18 protein-coding genes and 1 pseudogene are annotated in these 15,858 nt (G+C 73.3%); 13 read left to right on the top strand and 6 right to left on the bottom strand.

The features are described 5' to 3' along the window. Positions 1-226: 226 nt before the first annotated feature. The 4 genes from IF19_RS0116730 to IF19_RS0116715 all read right to left on the bottom strand — a co-directional run bounded on the left by IF19_RS0116730 (position 227) and on the right by IF19_RS0116715 (position 4,309). On the bottom strand, positions 227-967 hold the full coding sequence (locus IF19_RS0116730) for a response regulator transcription factor (RefSeq protein WP_030119049.1): 741 nt from the start codon (positions 965-967) through the stop codon (positions 227-229). 78 nt (positions 968-1,045) lie between these two features. Continuing rightward, entirely contained in the window at positions 1,046-2,143 is a 1,098-nt protein-coding gene (locus IF19_RS0116725) for a S1C family serine protease (protein ID WP_030119048.1), read from the bottom strand. A gap of 234 nt (positions 2,144-2,377) precedes the next feature. After that, positions 2,378-3,421 (bottom strand): LacI family DNA-binding transcriptional regulator, encoded by a 1,044-nt coding sequence (locus IF19_RS0116720; RefSeq protein ID WP_030119047.1) that lies wholly within the window; start codon positions 3,419-3,421, stop codon positions 2,378-2,380. A 24-nt stretch (positions 3,422-3,445) separates the two neighbouring features. Continuing rightward, positions 3,446-4,309 (bottom strand): response regulator transcription factor, encoded by an 864-nt coding sequence (locus tag IF19_RS0116715; RefSeq protein ID WP_030277776.1) that lies wholly within the window; start codon positions 4,307-4,309, stop codon positions 3,446-3,448. A gap of 426 nt (positions 4,310-4,735) precedes the next feature. Here IF19_RS0116715 and IF19_RS0116710 point away from each other — a divergent pair, with 426 nt between their 5' ends. The 8 genes from IF19_RS0116710 (at position 4,736) to IF19_RS0116680 (ending at position 10,655) form a co-directional block, all read left to right on the top strand. After that, the gene (locus IF19_RS0116710) at positions 4,736-5,602 is read left to right on the top strand and encodes an alpha/beta hydrolase (protein WP_032748512.1); all 867 of its coding nucleotides are present in this window, start codon (positions 4,736-4,738) and stop codon (positions 5,600-5,602) included. 59 nt (positions 5,603-5,661) lie between these two features. Then, the gene (locus IF19_RS0116705; RefSeq protein WP_030119044.1) at positions 5,662-5,916 is read left to right on the top strand and encodes a MoaD/ThiS family protein; all 255 of its coding nucleotides are present in this window, start codon (positions 5,662-5,664) and stop codon (positions 5,914-5,916) included. Between the two features lie 10 nt (positions 5,917-5,926). Next, positions 5,927-7,570, top strand: a complete 1,644-nt coding sequence (locus tag IF19_RS0116700) for a hypothetical protein (RefSeq protein ID WP_030119043.1) — start codon at positions 5,927-5,929, stop codon at positions 7,568-7,570. Positions 7,571-7,785: 215 nt separating this feature from the next. Then, the gene (locus IF19_RS0116695; protein WP_030119042.1) at positions 7,786-8,475 is read left to right on the top strand and encodes an LmeA family phospholipid-binding protein; all 690 of its coding nucleotides are present in this window, start codon (positions 7,786-7,788) and stop codon (positions 8,473-8,475) included. Between the two features lie 301 nt (positions 8,476-8,776). Next, positions 8,777-8,857, top strand: a complete 81-nt coding sequence (locus IF19_RS1000000138930) for a putative leader peptide (RefSeq protein ID WP_350797220.1) — start codon at positions 8,777-8,779, stop codon at positions 8,855-8,857. A 184-nt stretch (positions 8,858-9,041) separates the two neighbouring features. Continuing rightward, the gene (locus IF19_RS0116690; RefSeq protein WP_030119041.1) at positions 9,042-9,881 is read left to right on the top strand and encodes a sulfurtransferase; all 840 of its coding nucleotides are present in this window, start codon (positions 9,042-9,044) and stop codon (positions 9,879-9,881) included. Between the two features lie 42 nt (positions 9,882-9,923). Then, complete coding sequence (locus IF19_RS0116685) at positions 9,924-10,211, top strand: DUF1416 domain-containing protein (RefSeq protein ID WP_003968135.1); 288 nt, start codon at positions 9,924-9,926, stop codon at positions 10,209-10,211. A gap of 186 nt (positions 10,212-10,397) precedes the next feature. Continuing rightward, positions 10,398-10,655 (top strand): DUF3099 domain-containing protein, encoded by a 258-nt coding sequence (locus IF19_RS0116680; RefSeq protein ID WP_030119040.1) that lies wholly within the window; start codon positions 10,398-10,400, stop codon positions 10,653-10,655. 45 nt (positions 10,656-10,700) lie between these two features. Here IF19_RS0116680 and IF19_RS0116675 read toward each other — a convergent pair. Beyond that, positions 10,701-11,024, bottom strand: a pseudogene (locus IF19_RS0116675) (DsrE family protein); the annotation flags it as partial. Positions 11,025-11,423: 399 nt separating this feature from the next. Here IF19_RS0116675 and IF19_RS0116665 point away from each other — a divergent pair. The 3 genes from IF19_RS0116665 to ygfZ all read left to right on the top strand — a co-directional run bounded on the left by IF19_RS0116665 (position 11,424) and on the right by ygfZ (position 13,581). Further along, positions 11,424-11,996, top strand: coding sequence for a heme-binding beta-barrel domain-containing protein (locus IF19_RS0116665; RefSeq protein WP_030119038.1), 573 nt, complete (start codon positions 11,424-11,426; stop codon positions 11,994-11,996). 121 nt (positions 11,997-12,117) lie between these two features. After that, on the top strand, positions 12,118-12,606 hold the full coding sequence (locus IF19_RS0116660) for a Fur family transcriptional regulator (RefSeq protein WP_030119037.1): 489 nt from the start codon (positions 12,118-12,120) through the stop codon (positions 12,604-12,606). Positions 12,607-12,615: 9 nt separating this feature from the next. Next, positions 12,616-13,581: a CAF17-like 4Fe-4S cluster assembly/insertion protein YgfZ gene (gene ygfZ / locus IF19_RS0116655; RefSeq protein ID WP_030119036.1), complete on the top strand. Its 966-nt coding sequence runs from the start codon at positions 12,616-12,618 to the stop codon at positions 13,579-13,581. Positions 13,582-13,600: 19 nt separating this feature from the next. Here ygfZ and dtd read toward each other — a convergent pair whose 3' ends face one another. Beyond that, positions 13,601-14,050, bottom strand: a complete 450-nt coding sequence (gene dtd, locus IF19_RS0116650; protein ID WP_030119035.1) for a D-aminoacyl-tRNA deacylase — start codon at positions 14,048-14,050, stop codon at positions 13,601-13,603. A 115-nt stretch (positions 14,051-14,165) separates the two neighbouring features. Between dtd and IF19_RS0116645 the strand changes: the two genes are divergently transcribed. Further along, positions 14,166-14,819 (top strand): RsiG family protein, encoded by a 654-nt coding sequence (locus tag IF19_RS0116645; RefSeq protein ID WP_202479640.1) that lies wholly within the window; start codon positions 14,166-14,168, stop codon positions 14,817-14,819. A 50-nt stretch (positions 14,820-14,869) separates the two neighbouring features. Beyond that, positions 14,870-15,856, top strand: coding sequence for an asparaginase (locus IF19_RS0116640; protein ID WP_030277786.1), 987 nt, complete (start codon positions 14,870-14,872; stop codon positions 15,854-15,856). The last annotated feature ends 2 nt before the right edge of the window (positions 15,857-15,858 follow it).

Raw genomic sequence — 15,858 nt, 5'->3', positions numbered from 1 at the left:
GAAGCGGGTGCCTGACCGGAAGCGGGTGCCTGACCGGACGTGGAGCCCGTCCCGGATGCGGGAGCCTGGCCGGACGTGGGGCCCGGCCCCGACGCGGGCCAGGGATCGGGAGCCTGACCGGACGCGGGGACCGGTCCCGGTGCCGGCCCGGGACCGGGATCGGCAGGCCGGTGCTGCGGCGGGTCCGACGGCCGCCGCGCCGGGTCCCCGCCGGGGTGTGCCGAACTCACGCCTCGCCGCTCCCGTCCGTACGCAGCGCGTAGCCCACCCCGCGCACGGTCTGCACGAGGCGCGGCTCGCCGCCCGCCTCCGTCTTGCGGCGCAGGTACATCACGTACACGTCCAGGGAGTTGGAGCTCGGCTCGAAGTCGAAGCCCCACACCGCCTTGAGGATCTGCTCGCGGGTCAGTACCTGGCGCGGATGGGAGAGGAACAGCTCCAGCAGGGTGAACTCGGTGCGCGTCAGCTCCACCCGCCGCCCGCCCCGGGTGACCTCGCGGGTCGCCAGGTCCATCCGCAGATCGGCGAAGGAGAGGACGTCGTCGTCCGGGGCGTCCGTGCCCGCCGCGGCGGACGCCGCGTACGAGCTGCGGCGCAGCAGGGCCCGGATGCGGGCGAACAGCTCGTCCAGCTCGAACGGCTTGACCAGGTAGTCGTCCGCCCCGGCGTCCAGACCGGTGACCCGGTCCCCGACCGTGTCCCGGGCGGTCAGCATCAGGATGGGGGTGGTGGAACCGGTGGCCCGGATGCGGCGGGCGGCGGTGAGGCCGTCCATGCGGGGCATCTGGATGTCCAGCACGATGAGGTCGGGGGCGTACGCCTCGGCCATCGCCAGGGCGTCGTACCCGTCGGCCGCGACCTGCGTCCCGTATCCCTCGAAGGCGAGGCTGCGTTGCAGTGCCTCGCGTACGGCCGGCTCGTCGTCGACGATCAGGATGCGCTGGGGATCGTCTTCGGCGGGGCTCATCGCTCGTGGTCCTCTTCTCGTGTCGACCCGGACTGCGGGGGCCGTCCCAGCCTTGCACGGCCGGGGGCCCGGGCGGGATCAGGAACCGTCGCCCGCGCGCAGGGTGTCCAGGTCGGCCTTGAGCGTGTTCACCGGGATCGCGAAGCCGAGCCCCACGCTGCCCGCAGAGGAGCCGCTGCCGGCGGCGGCCGAACTGGGTGCGTACATCGCGGAGTTGATGCCGATGATCTCGCCGTCCATGTTGATGAGTGCGCCACCGGAGTTGCCCGGGTTGAGCGAGGCGTCGGTCTGGAGCGCCTTGTACGTGGTGGTCTGCTCGCCCGTGTCACCGTTGAACTGCTGCCCGCCGAACTCGAACGGCCACTGCCCGCTGCCGCCGCCCTGACCGCCCTGGCCCTGGCCGGAGCCGCCGGAGCTGCCGGAGTCGTCCTTGGCGACCGTGACGTCCCGGTCGAGCGCGGAGACGATGCCGCTGGTGACGGTGCCGGTCAGCCCCTCGGGCGAGCCGATCGCCACGACCTGGTCACCGACCTTGACCTGCGAGGAGTCGCCGAGCGCCGCCGTCTTCAGCCCGCTCGCGCCGCGCAGCTTGATGAGCGCGAGGTCCTTGTCGGGGTCGGTGCCCACCACGTCGGCGGTGTACGTCTTGCCGGTCGAAAGGGTCACCTGGATCTGCTGCGCGCCCGAGATGACGTGGTTGTTGGTGACGATCTCGCCGTCCTCGGTGATCACCACGCCCGAGCCGGTCGACCTGCCCGCCGATGAGGCCGCCCCGATCTCCACGATCGCGGGCGAGACCGCCTCCGCGACGCCCGCGACGGTGCCCTTGCTGCTCTGCGAGACGGTGGTGCCGTTGACCACGCCGCTGGAGCCGGTGGCGGCGGAGTCCTGCCCGTTCAGCTGCCCGACGAGGGTCGCGGTCCCCCCGCCGATCACGCCCGCCGCGATCGCCACCGCGGCCAGCAGCGCGACGGGCCGCTTGGCCTTGCGCCGGGTGGTGGGGGCGTACGGGGGCGGAGGCGGGTAGCCCCCGGTCGTACCGGCGTACGCGGTGCCGTCGTGCGCCGTGCCGCTGTGCGCCGCCCCGCCGTACGGGTGCGACGGGGAGGCGTACGGGTACGAGGTCGGGTCCTGGTCCGTCGAGTGCGCGCCGCTCGGGCGAAGGTTCTCCGTCATGTCCACCAGGCTGGGCGGCGAAGATGAGAGAGAGCTGAGTACGTCCTGAGAAGCCCGGTAGAACCGCGTATGCCCGCTGTAAAGACCCGGCGGCCCCGGCGCCCCGGTCCGGGGGAAGCGGCGCGACCCGGCCGGGGTCGGAGGACATCCGCCGGGGTCGGAGAACCGGGTGCCGGGGAGCCCCGGTACGGGAGAGCCCGGTGTCCCGGTGCCAGAGGAACTGGTGCCCCGGTGTCAGAGCACCGGGCCCGAGGGCTCCCCGCAGCCGCAGGAGCGGCGGACCACCAGCGCGGACGGGAACTGCTTCAGCCGCTCCCGCCGCGACCCGGAGACCCGCAGCGCGTCGTCCAGCACCAGGTCCACCGCCGCGCGGGCCATCGCGGGCCGGTCGGAGTGGACGGTGGTCAGCGGCGGGTCGGTGAGACCCGCCTCCTTGACGTTGTCGAAGCCGGCCACCGCCAGCTCGCCCGGCACGTCGATCCGCAGCTCACGGGCGGCCCGCAGCACGCCGAACGCCTGGTCGTCCGTGGCGCAGAAGATCGCCGGCGGCCGGTCGGGTCCGGACAGCAGGCCGAGCGCCACCTGGTAGGCGTCGTAGCGGTTGTACGGGGCCTGGAACAGCCGGCCCTCCGTGGAGCGGCCCGACTCCTGCATCGCCCGCCGCCAGCCCTCGACGTGGTCGGCGACCGGGTCGCCGACCGAGGGGGTCTCCTCCGTACCGCCGAGGCAGGCCACGTACGCGTGGCCGTGCTCCAGCAGGTGGCGGGTGGCGAGCTGGGCGCCGCCCACGTCGTCGGTGACGACGGCGACGTCGTCGATGGCCTCGGGGCGCTCGTGCAGCAGGACGACCCGGGCGTCCCACGCCTCGATCTCGGCGGCGGCGCGCTCGCTGGGACCCTGGCTGACCAGGATCAGCCCGGAGACGCGCATCCCGAGGAAGGCCCGCAGGTAGTGGACCTCGCGCTCGTCCCGGTAGTCGGAGTTGCCGACGAGGACCATCTTCCCGCGCTCGGCGGCGGCCTGTTCGACCGCGTGCGCCATCTCCGCGAAGAACGGCTGCCGGGCGTCCGGCACGATCATGCCTATGAGGTCCGTGCGGCGCGAGGCCATGGCCTGGGCGACCCGGTCGGGCCGGTAGCCCAGCTGCTTGATCGCGGCGAGCACCCGCTCACGCGTGGCCGGGGCGACCGGCCGGGGTCCGTTGTTGATGACGTAGCTGACGACCGCGGTCGACGTCCCCGCCAGTCTCGCCACATCGTCCCGCGTCACCTTGGCCACGCGCGGCAGTCTACGCGGATGGAACTACCTCTTGGCAGTCTCCACCGGGGCTTCTTCCGCCGCCGTGGCCGAAGAGGACTGCTCCGAACGGGCGACGGTCGTGGAAGGGGTCGGGGAGGGGGCCGGAGGGGTGGTCCGCGAGGCGGGCCCGGCGGCCTCCCGGCGGGCGGCGGCCCGCTCCTTCGCCTCCTCCGCCAGCCGCTCGGACTTCTCCGGCTTCTCCGGGGTGACGAAGCGGTAGCCGACGTTGCGCACGGTGCCGATCAGCGACTCGTGCTCGGGGCCGAGCTTGGCCCGCAGCCGCCGTACGTGGACGTCGACCGTTCGCGTACCGCCGAAGTAGTCGTAGCCCCAGACCTCCTGGAGGAGCTGGGCGCGGGTGAATACCCGGCCCGGGTGCTGGGCGAGGTATTTCAGCAGTTCGAATTCCTTGAAGGTCAGGTCCAGGACCCGGCCCTTGAGTTTCGCGCTGTACGTCGCCTCGTCGACGGAGAGATCACCGTTGCGGATCTCCATCGGGGAGTCGTCGGACGTGATCTGCCGGCGGCCCATCGCCAGGCGCAGCCGCGCCTCGACCTCGGCCGGGCCCGCCGTGTCCAGCAGGACGTCGTCGACGCCCCAGTCGGCGGTGACGGCCGCGAGACCGCCCTCGGTGACGACGAGGATCAGCGGACAGCCGGGGCCCGTGGACCGCAGCAGCTGGCAGAGGGAGCGGACCTGCGGAAGGTCGCGGCGCCCGTCCACGAGGATCACGTCGGCGCCCGGGGTGTTCACCAGGGCCGGGCCCTCGGCGGGGGCGACCCGCACGCTGTGGAGCAGAAGTCCGAGGGCGGGGAGCACCTCCGTCGACGGCTGGAGTGCGTTGGTCAGAAGCAGCAGTGAACTCATCGCCGCCCACCTGCCTGGCTCGGTCGATCGTGTTGCACGGTTCGCTCGCCCATTACGTCGGTCCTCCTCGTTCCCTGCGAGAGGGGCACTCCCGGGCCCGGCCCGGGGGAGTATGCGGCACTGCTTCGTACGTCCTGCGTCCTGCATCGCGCGGTCCTGCTGTCCTGCCGTCCCGCGGTCCTGCGTCAAGCTTCGGACATTCCGCGTCGAACGTCCTGGCGTCATTCCCGGTGATCTTCCGCGCCCCGGAACCGCTGAGGTTGTGGAAACGTCGCCGTAACAACGCCGGTAAAGCACAAAAGGACCCGGGGGCTGCATTGCCCAGGTCCTCATCGCAGCAGAATAGCCCACATGAGTTCCGCGTCCGAGGGGCGAATCCGCCGTTCCTCTGTTTCCTTGCTCACGCCACCCCCGCAATGCGTGACATTGCTGACGGATGACGGCGTGCCGGTCGAGGCGGTGTACGAGCCGTGTACGCGACGTTCCGGGTCCCGTGGCGCGGCCCCCGCCGACACCACGGCGGAGGGCTCCGCACCGGGCCCCGCCGACACCACGGCGATCGTGGTCGCACACGGGTTCACCGGGGCGGTCGACCGCCCGGCCGTACGCCGGGCGGCGCGGGTGTTCGCCCGGCACGCGGCCGTGGTCACGTTCTCGTTCCGGGGCCACGGGCGCTCCGGCGGGCGCTCCACCGTGGGCGACCGCGAGGTCCTGGACCTGGCGGCGGCGGTGGCCTGGGCGCGGGAGCTGGGGCACCGGCGGGTGGTGACGGTCGGGTTCTCCATGGGCGGCTCGGTGGTGCTCCGGCACGGGGCCCTGTACGACGCCCCGGCGCACGCGGGCGCGCGGCCGGGTACGGATTCGGCTGATCCGGGCGCGTACGCGGATGCGGGGGCGCACGCGGACGCCGTGGTGTCCGTCAGCGCCCCGGCGCGCTGGTACTACCGGGGTACGGCCCCGATGCGCCGGCTGCACTGGGTGGTGACCCGGCCCTCGGGCCGCTTCGTCGGGCGGTACGGGTTCCGGACCCGGATCGCCACCGAGGACTGGGACCCCGTCCCGCTCCCGCCGGTCGCCGCCGTCCCGCGCATCGCCCCGGCCCCGCTGCTCCTCGTCCACGGCGACCGGGACCTCTACTTCCCGCTGGACCACCCGCGGATGCTGGCGGAGGCGGCCGGTCCGGACGGCGCCGAGCTGTGGGTGGAGCGGGGGATGGGGCACGCGGAGAACGCGGCGGACGACGCCCTGCTGGACCGCATCGCCGCCTGGGCGACGGACGGGACGACGGCGTGACCCATCATGGAGAGCTGACGCACAAGCGCGTCGGACGAACCGACCGAAGGAGTGGCGCCATGGCAGCGGGGACGATCCGCTACTGGGCTGCGGCCAAGGCCGCCGCGGGCACCGCGGAGGAACCGTACGCGGCGGCGACCCTCGCCGAGGCGCTCGACGCGGTGCGCGAACGGCACCCGGGCGAGCTGAGCCAGGTGCTCCGGCGGTGCTCGTTCCTCATCGACGGGAATCCCGTGGGGACGCGCGGGCATGAGACCGTACGCCTTGCCGAGGGCGGCACGGTCGAGGTGCTCCCGCCGTTCGCAGGAGGGTGAACCGCAGGCCATGAGCAGCAGCAGCGATCAGCAGTACCCGTATCCGTACGAGCCCCGGCCGCAGCCGCACGAACCCGGTCGGCAGGCGCAGCCGTACGGCTCCGACGCGCGGCCGGGTCCGTACGACGCGGAGCACCGGCCGTACGCCCCCGAACCGCCCGCGTCCCCGCACTGGCCCGACGGGACCTCGGCCGGGCAGCCCTCGGCGCACGGGGAGCCCGGCGGGTTCGATGAGGGCGCGACGCAGACGTGGCAGGCGCCGACCTGGGACACGCAGTACCAGCCGACGATCCGCCGGGACAGCGCCCCGCCGCAGCCGGAGGGGCACGCGGCACCCCGACCCGGCCCGTACGGAGCCCCGCAGCCCGGCACGTACGGGGCGCCGGAGACCGGCTCGTACGGGGCTCCGCAGCCCGGCACGTACGGGGCACCGGAGTCGCAGGCGCACTTCCAGGGGCCGGGGCAGGGACACGGGCCGCAGCCGCATCTCCAGTACCAGCAGCCGCAGGCGTACCAGGAGTCGCAGGGGCAGCAGCAGTATCCGCAGTACCAGCACTACCAGCAGGGGCAGCAGCCCTCGCCGTCCCCGGAGCCCCACCAGCACCAGCACCAGCACCCGCACCCGCACCCGCAGGAGCCGTACTCGACTCCCGCGACCCCTGCGGCGGCCGACACCGCCCATCTGCCGCCGCAGGGGGCCTCGCTCTCCATGCCGCTGCCGCCCGAGGCCCCGGCCCCCGCGCCGGTCGCCCCCGCGCCGCCCGTGACCCCCGCCCCGCCGGTCGCTTCCGCTTCCGCGTCGGCGCCCGGGGCCGGACCGGGGTCCGAGGGGCCCGCCGCGCAGGCCGGGCCCGACGACACCGGGTACAGCACGCCCACCACGCTCGGCAACGCCCGCATCACCGACGCCCAGCGCGCCCGCGCCGAGGGGCGTTCCCCGATCATCGCGCCGGGAATCCAGCCCGCCGCGCTCACCGCCGTACTCGGCCTGCTGCTCGCGGGCGGCGCGGCGATCGGGGCGTACGCCCTGCTCGTGCCCGTGGTGCTGCTCCAGGCGGTGACCGCGGCCGGCTGGTTCCGGCTCAACGGCATGTGGCCCGCGCGCCAGGGCATCGCCCTCGCCTTCGCCGGGGGCCTGGTCGCCGACGTCGTCCTGCTCGCGGCGGGCCGGGAGCACGGCCCCGCCGCGCTGCTGGGCACGCTGGGCGTGTGGGTGCTGCTCACCGTCGTGCTCCAGCTCCGCAGCCACGCGGGGGCCGACGAGCGGATGTACGGCCTGATGGCCACGGTCGTCTCCGCGTCCCTCGCGGTGCTCGCCGGCGGACACCTCGCGGCGGCCTCGGACGCGGTGGTGGTCGGCGGGGTGGCCGTCGCGGCGGCCACGCTGGTCCGCGCCCTCCCGCTGCCCGGTGCGGTCTCCGTCGCGGTCGCGCTCCTCGCGGGCGCGGGCGGGGGGCTCGCGGTCGGAGCGCTGACCGACTTCGGCACGAAGGGCGCGCTGGTCGGCCTGGTGGCCGGCGCGTGCGCGGTGATCGGGCTGCGGGTGGCGAGCTACGACTACCCGTCCCGGTTCGTGCACATGACGGCGGGCGTCGCGCTGCCGCTGACCCTGGCGGCCCCGGCCGTCTACCTGCTCGGTCGCACGCTGCTCTGATCCGACCACGGCGATCAGTGACCACGGCGGTCACGGTGATCAGGGTGACCACGGTGATCACCTCGGTCACCGCCCGCTCCGCCCGACCGCAGACGGCCCCCCGGGAACCACCGGGGGGCCGTCGTACGTCGATCACCCGGGGGCGTCCACTCCAGCCGCAGTAGGCTTCACGGTCGCCAGGGGGACCGACGGCTCAGGGTGGGGGAACGACACACATGCGCGCACTGCGAATACTGCTGGTCCTGGTGGTGCTGCTCGGCGGGCTCTTCCTCGCCGTGGACCGCGCGGCGGTCTACTTCGCCGAGTCGGAGGCCGAGGACCGGGTCGCGATGAGCGCGGACGGCGCGGCCTCGACCGAGATCTCGATCAAGGGCTTCCCCTTCCTCACCCAGGTCGCCGCGTCGCGCCTGGACCGGGTCGATCTCGAACTCACCGGGATGGAGACCAGCGCCGGCGGTCGCGCGGTGCGCGTCAGCGAGGTCCGGGCCCAGCTCCACGACGTGAAGCTCGGCTCCGGCTACCGCACCGCCACGGCCGCCCGCGCCACCGGCACCGCGCTCGTCACCTACAAGGACCTGACGGCGGCGGCCAGCGACGGCGTCGTCGTGGAGTACGGCGGCAAGGGCAAGGCGAAGGTCACCGGCACGGTCGAGATCCTCGGCCGCCCGATCTCGCGCAGCGTGCTCTCCACCGTGACCCGCGTCGACGGCCACACGGTCAAGGTGCGTGCGGACAAGGTCCCGGGCGAGGGGATTCCCGGCGTCGAGGACCTGATCCGCAAGCGGACCGACTTCGAGGGCGACATCGACGGTCTGCCCAAGGGGCTGGAGCTCCAGGAGGTCGAGGTGACCGAGAAGGGCCTGGAGATCACCGTGACCGGCTCGAATGTCTCCCTGACCGGCTGACCGGCTGACCGGCTGAGCGGCTAACCGGCCGACCTCCCGGCCGGCCGACCGCCCGACCGGCTCAGCGACCCACCACCCGCCCCCCACCGGCCCCACGGCCCCTCTCGCAGCCCCCGCGCACGCCCCGATCCGGATAGTGAGACGCCCGCGTCCGGTCCGTAGATACGGGGAAGGCTCACCGGAGCCCCGGAGCGGACGGAAGCCGCCCCGGGCCCGCTCGCGTCTCGCATCGCGGATGATCCCGTCTCACCATCCGACACGACGGTGACATCTCCGTCCGTACCTCCCTACGATCGGACGCATGAAGCGACAGGCGGATCTCACGAAGCGGCGGGCAGTAGACCTGTGCCGCGTCGCCGCCATGCTCTGTCGCGCGCTCTGAGCGGGACGCTCGTACCACCGCAGCCGTCCCGTTTCCCCGGCCCTCCGACCGTCGGCCCCCGACCGTCACCCGGCCGGCCCCGTGCCTCGTACGCGCCGCGTTCCGTGCCTCCGCGCGTACAGCCGCACCCCGCAACTCCGCATCTCGCACCACCCCGCCGCAGACTGCCCCGGAGGAGAACAGCATGAGCCGCAGCGACGTCCTGGTAGACGCCGACTGGGTCGAGGCCCACATCGACGACCCGCAGGTCGCGATCGTCGAGGTGGACGAGGACACCTCGGCGTACGAGAAGAACCACATCAAGAACGCGATCCGGATCGACTGGACGAAGGACCTCCAGGACCCGGTCCGCCGTGACTTCGTCGACCAGGCCGGCTTCGAGAAGCTGCTCAGCGAGAAGGGCATCGCCAACGACACGCTGGTCGTCCTCTACGGCGGCAACAACAACTGGTTCGCCTCGTACGCCTACTGGTACTTCAAGCTGTACGGCCACGAGAACGTGAAGCTCCTCGACGGCGGCCGCAAGAAGTGGGAGCTGGACTCCCGCGACCTGACCGACGCCGTCCCCACGCGCCCGGCCACCCAGTACACGGCCAAGCCGCAGGACGAGTCGATCCGCGCCTACCGCGACGACGTCGTCAAGGCCATCGGCAACCAGAACCTGGTCGACGTGCGCTCGCCCGACGAGTTCAGCGGCAAGCTGCTCGCCCCGGCCCACCTCCCGCAGGAGCAGTCGCAGCGCCCCGGCCACGTGCCGAGCGCCCGCAACATCCCGTGGTCGAAGAACGCCAACGACGACGGCACCTTCAAGTCGGACGAGGAGCTCAAGGCCCTCTACGAGGCCGAGCAGGTCGACCTGTCGAAGGACACCATCGCGTACTGCCGCATCGGTGAGCGTTCCGCGCTCACCTGGTTCGTGCTCCACGAGCTCCTGGGCCAGGAGAACGTCAAGAACTACGACGGCTCCTGGACCGAGTACGGCTCCCTCGTCGGCGTGCCGATCGAGCTCGGCCCCGCCAAGTAACCCGCCCGACCAGCACCGCTTCGACCCGAAGGACAGAACACCATGTGTGGAGCACAGGCCGGCGGCCCCGACGCCTCGACGATCAAGCCCGGTGAGACCACCATCCAGGGCAGCGTGACCCGCGACGGCGAGCCCGTCACCGGCTACGTGCGCCTCCTGGACTCGACGGGTGAGTTCACCGCCGAGGTTCCGACCTCCGCGACCGGTCAGTTCCGGTTCTACGCCGCCGAGGGCACCTGGACGCTCCGCGCCCTGGTGCCGGGCGGCAGCGCCGACCGCACGGTCGTCGCGCAGACCGGCGGACTCTCCGAGGTCGCCATCGCCGTCTGATCCCCCGGGATCCACGGCACGCCGTACGCGCCCCGGGCACGCCCGTCGCGTTACGGCACACGGACCGGCCGGAGGGCCGCACCCCAGGGGGTTGGACGCCACCTGACGCGGGGTGCGGCCCTCCGTGCTGTCCGCGACGTCCTCCGCACCGCTGCCGTCCGGGGCCCGCGGTCCTACGCTGGAGGCATGTACGCCCGACGCAGGCGGAACTACTTCCTGATGATGGGCGGATGCGTCGTCCTCTTCGTGTCCGCCTGGGCCGTCGTGCGCCTGTGGTCCATGCCGGTGGCCATCGGCATGTGCGTCGTCGCCATGGTCATCCCGCCGGTCGCCGCGATGGTCGCCAACCGGCGCGGCCCGGACGACCGCTGGTGGGACGACCCCTCGGGCGATCCGAAGTCCGACGAGTGGTGGGACGAGCTGGACGGCAGGAAGCGCCGCTGAGACCGTCGCCGGGCGAAAGCCGGTATCAACGAACGGAAGCCGGTATCAGTAGACGAGCGACTGGGCGTCGTCCGCCATGGCCTCCTGCACGAAGACCTGCGCCCCCGCGATGCGTACGCCCTCCAGCACGTCCTTCTCCGTGATGTCCCGCCGGGCCGCGCACTGGGTGCACAGGGTGACCCGGCCGCCCGCCAGCAGCGAGTCCAGCAGGTCGGGCAGCGGGGCGGCGTGCGGGAGCTCGAACTCGGCGGCCCGGCCCGGCAGCGCGAACCACGACGACTCCCCGGTCAGCCAGAGCGAGACCTCGACCCCGCTGGCGACGCCCACGGCCGCCACGGTGAACGCCTGCGAGCAGCGCTCGGCGGCCTCGGGTCGGAGGCCCGGAGGCCCGGAGGCCCGGAGGCCCGGAGGCCCGGAGGCCCGGAGGCCCGGAGGCCCGGAGGCCCGGAGGCCCGGAGGCCCGGAGGCTCAGCGGCTCAGCGGCCCGTCCACCCGCCCGGCGTCCGGCCCCGCCCCGGGCCCACCTGAACGAGAAGGCCGGGCGCCCACCCATTAGGCTGGGGGCCCGGCCTTGTGGCCGCCGCCACCCGCTCGTCACGAGGAGCCCCCTGTGCTTGAGGCATTCTTCACCGCCCTTCTGGTCCTGGTCTGCGTGGGCGTCACCGCCTTCGCCGCGATCACCGTGAAGAAGCTGTACCAGGGCCAGCGCTGACCTCCGCCGCCCCGGTTCCCCACCTCCCCGCACCCTCACAGATCGCCTGAGCGCCCATGATCGAGATTCCGTCAGACCTCCACCCGGACCTCGTCCCGCTGGCCTTCCTCCTCGGCAACTGGGCGGGCGCGGGCGTGTCCGACTTCCCCGGCGCCGAGAAGTGCAACTTCGGCCAGGAAGTCACCTTCAGCCACGACGGCCGGGACTTCCTGGAGTACAGCTCCCGCACCTGGGTCCTGGACGGCGAGGGCAAGCAGGTCCGGCCGCTGGAGACCGAGACCGGCTACTGGCGCATCGACAAGGACCGCAAGGTCGAGGTCGTCATGGCCCGCGACCAGGGCGTCATCGAGATCTGGTACGGCGAGCTGGCCGACCAGAAGCCGCAGATCGACCTGGTCACCGACGCGGTGGCCCGGACGGCGGCCTCCGGCCCGTACAGCGGCGGCAAGCGGCTCTACGGGTACGTGAACAGCGACCTCATGTGGGTCGGCGAGAAGGCCACCCCCGAGGTCGAGCTGCGCCCCTACATGTCGGCGCACCTGAAGAAGGTCGTCACCCCCGAGGAGGTCGCCGAGATGGCGCGCAACCTCGAGGACATGCCCGACGACGGCATCGCCTTCTTCAAGTAGGCCCGCCAGATTCTTCGAGTAGGCCCGGCGGGTTCTCCACGCCGGGCCGGCGGGCGGGCCGGCTTCCGCGTGCAGCCTCGGGCCCCTTCGGCGCCCGGCCGCACGCCCTAGACTGGGGCGTGTGGTGACCACCGACTGGAAGACCGACCTCCGCCGGCGCGGCTACCGGCTGACGCCGCAGCGCCAGCTCGTCCTGGAGGCCGTCGACGCCCTGGAGCACGCGACCCCGGACGACATCCTCTGCGAGGTGCGTAAGACCGCCTCCGGGGTGAACATCTCCACGGTGTACCGGACCCTGGAGCTCCTGGAGGAGCTGGGGCTGGTCAGCCACGCCCACCTCGGCCACGGCGCGCCCACCTACCACCTGGCCGACCGGCACCACCACATCCACCTGGTCTGCCGGGACTGCAAGGACGTCATCGAGGCGGACCTCTCCGTGGTCGCCGACTTCACCGACAAGCTGCGCGCCGACTTCGGGTTCGACACCGACATGAAGCACTTCGCGATCTTCGGCCGCTGCGCGGAGTGCACGGCGGCGCGGACGGCCGAGAAGGCGACCGCGCACGCCGGCGCGGAGACGGCCGGGGAGGACGCCCCCGCCAAGTCGTAGGCTGGGCGCATGAAGAGCCCCCTGCTGTCCCTGCCCGGCGCCGTCCCCGCCGAAGGCCGCGACGAAGGTGTCGCCGCGCACTACGGCGATCTGTTCCGCGAGCAACGCGCCCTCGCCGACGGCACCGGCTTCGTCGACCTCTCCCACCGGGGCGTCGTCACCGTCACCGGCGACGACCGGCTGAGCTGGCTGCACCTGCTGCTCACGCAGCACGTCAGCGACCTCGCCCCGCACCGGGCCACCGAGGCCCTGATCCTCTCCGCCAACGGGCACATCGAGCACGCGATGTACCTGGTGGACGACGGGACGACGGTGTGGATGCACGTCGAGCCGGACAGCCAGGAGGCTCTGATCGCCTACCTGGAGTCGATGAAGTTCTTCTACCGCGTCGAGGTCGCCGACCGCACCGGGGACACCGCCCTCGTCCACCTCCCGGCCGGCTCGATCGCGGAGGCTCCGGACGGGGCGACCGTACGGGAGACCCCGCAGGGCCGGGACGTGTTCCTGCCCCGCGCCGAGCTGGAGCCGTTCGCCGCCGCGCACGGCCCGGCCGCCGGGATCCTGGCGTACGAGGCGCTGCGCGTCGAGGGGCACCGGCCGCGCGTCGGCTTCGAGACCGACCACCGCACCATCCCGCACGAGCTGGGCTGGATCGGCCCCGCCGTCCACCTCCAGAAGGGCTGCTACCGGGGGCAGGAGACCGTCGCCCGCGTCCACAACCTGGGGAAGCCGCCGCGCCGCCTCGTCTTCCTCCACCTGGACGGCAGCGAGGTGCACCTGCCCGGCCACGGCACCCCGGTACGGCTGGCCTCCGACGGCGAGGAGGGCCGCCAGCTCGGCTTCGTCACCACCTCGGTCCGCCACCACGAGCTGGGCCCGATCGCCCTGGCCCTCGTCAAGCGGAACGTTCCCGTGGACGCGGAGCTGCTCGCCGGGGACACGGCCGCCGCCCAGGAGACGGTCGTCGAACCGTAGCCCCCGGCCCCGTACCGCCCTACACCTCGACGATCACCGTGAACGGGCCGTGGTTCGTGAGCGAGACCCGCATGTCCGCCCCGAACCGGCCCGTCTCCACGTGCGCCCCCAGCGCCCGCAGCTCCGCCACCACCTCGTCCACCAGCGGCTCGGCGACCTCGCCCGGCGCCGCCGCGTTCCACGTGGGGCGGCGGCCCTTGCGGGCGTCCCCGTAGAGAGTGAACTGAGAAATCACCAGAAGGGGGGCGTTCACATCCGAACAGGACTTCTCGCCCTCCAGGACGCGGAGCGACCAGAGCTTGCGGGCCAGCCGCGCCGCCTTCTCCGGGGTGTCGTCATGGGTCACCCCGACCAGCACACACAGGCCCTCGCCGACGATCTCCCCGACGACCCCGGGCGCCGACGGGTCGTCCGTCGCACCGGCGACGGAGACGCCGGCGCCATCGACTCGCTGTACCACTGCACGCATACAGACCAACCTATCTTGGGCTGAACGGGTACAAGACGTCAGCGGGGGCACGGGGATGGGTGGCACCATGCACGATGTCGGTGTGCCGACGCACCGGTCGAGGGGACGGAACAGCATGAGTACCTATGGAGCCGGACATTCTCCCGGAGGCGTACCGGGGGCCCGCACCGGTTCCGGCACCCTGCGCTCACCCGTACAGCGCAGTCTGCCGGGACAGCTTCCCGCACGGCCGGCGGCGGCGTCCACGCCCGCCACCGTGCCCGGACAGGCCGGCGGCGACGCGGGCTTCGGCGGGCTGCGGCTCCCGGAGCTGCGGACGCTGCGCCGGGACGCCCAGCGCGACGAGGCCGATCTCAGCTACGTACGGCGGCTGGTGCAGGGCCGGATCGACATCCTGCGCGCCGAACTGGCCCGGCGGCACGGCCCGGAGGCCCCGGTGGAGGACGCGGCGGTGGTGAGCCGGCTCCCGGAGATCCTGGCCGACACCCCGTCCCGGCACCGCACCTCCGCCCGGCACGTCACGCTGACGACGCCGCGCGGCGACGAGTTCCGCAGACTGGCCGCCGAGACCCTGGCCGAGGTCGAGCTGTCCGACCTGGACGCCCGGACGGACGAGGAGCTGCACACGGCGATGGGCCGGCTCGTCCGCTACGAGCAGCAGGTCTCGCGCCGCCGTCACGAACTCCAGCGCACCGCCGACGGGTGCGGGGCGGAGATCGCCCGCAGGTACCGTGACGGGGAAGCACAAGTAGACGACCTGCTCGCCTGAAGCGATCCTTCCGGGCGCGGGTCCCGCACCCCCGTCCCCGGAAGGCCCCCATGACGTCCACCGGCGCCCCGTCCGCCATACCGACCTCCCCCGTACCCGCACCGCCCGTCCTCGCCGAGATCGTGCGCTCCGGGTTCACGGAGGGACACCACCGGGGGTCGCTGGTCCTCCTGGCCGCCGACGGCACCGTGGAGCACACCATCGGGGACCCGGCCGCGCCGGTCTTCCCCCGCTCCTCCAACAAGCCGATGCAGGCCGCCGCGATCCTCCGGGCCGGCCTCGACCTCTCGGGCGAGCGGCTGGCGCTGGCCGCCGCGAGCCACTCCGGCGAGCCGTTCCACCTCGACCTCGCGCGCACGATGCTCGCCGAGCACGGGCTGAGCACCGACGACCTCCTGACCCCGCCGGACTTGCCGCTGGACCCGGTGGAGGCGGAGGCGTACCTCGCGGCCGGGAACGTACGCGAGCGGATCACGATGAACTGCTCCGGCAAGCACGCGGCCATGCTCGCCGTCTGCGTCCGCAACGGCTGGGACACCGCCACCTACCTCGACCCCGGCCACCCGCTGCAGCGGCTCGTCGGCGAGGTCGTCGCCGAGGCCGCGGGCGAGCCCGTCGCCGCGCTCGGCACGGACGGCTGCGGCGCCCCGCTGATGGCGATCGGCCTGACCGGCCTGGCGCGCGCCTTCCGGTCCTTCGTGCTGGCCGCGCCGGGGAGCGCCGAGCGCCGGGTCGCGGACGCGATGCGCGCCCACCCGGAGTACGTCGCGGGCACCCGGCGCCCGGACACCTGGCTGATGCGCGAGGTGCCGGGGACGCTCTCCAAGATGGGCGCCGAGGCGGTCCAGGCGGTGGCCCTGGCCGACGGCCGGGCCCTCGCCTTCAAGATCGACGACGGCTCCGCCCGCGCGCTCGGCCCGGTGCTCGCCCGCGCCCTGGAGCTGCTGGGCGTGGACGCCCCGGTGGTCGCCCGGATCGGACGGTCGCCGCTGTTCGGCGGGGCGGCCGAGGTCGGGGAAATTCGCGCGACATTCTGAGC

The organism is Streptomyces californicus, from assembly GCF_000717645.1.
GTDB lineage: Bacteria > Actinomycetota > Actinomycetes > Streptomycetales > Streptomycetaceae > Streptomyces > Streptomyces californicus.
Note: the sequence above shows the minus strand (reverse complement) of the source record. Positions and strands in the feature narration are given on the sequence as shown.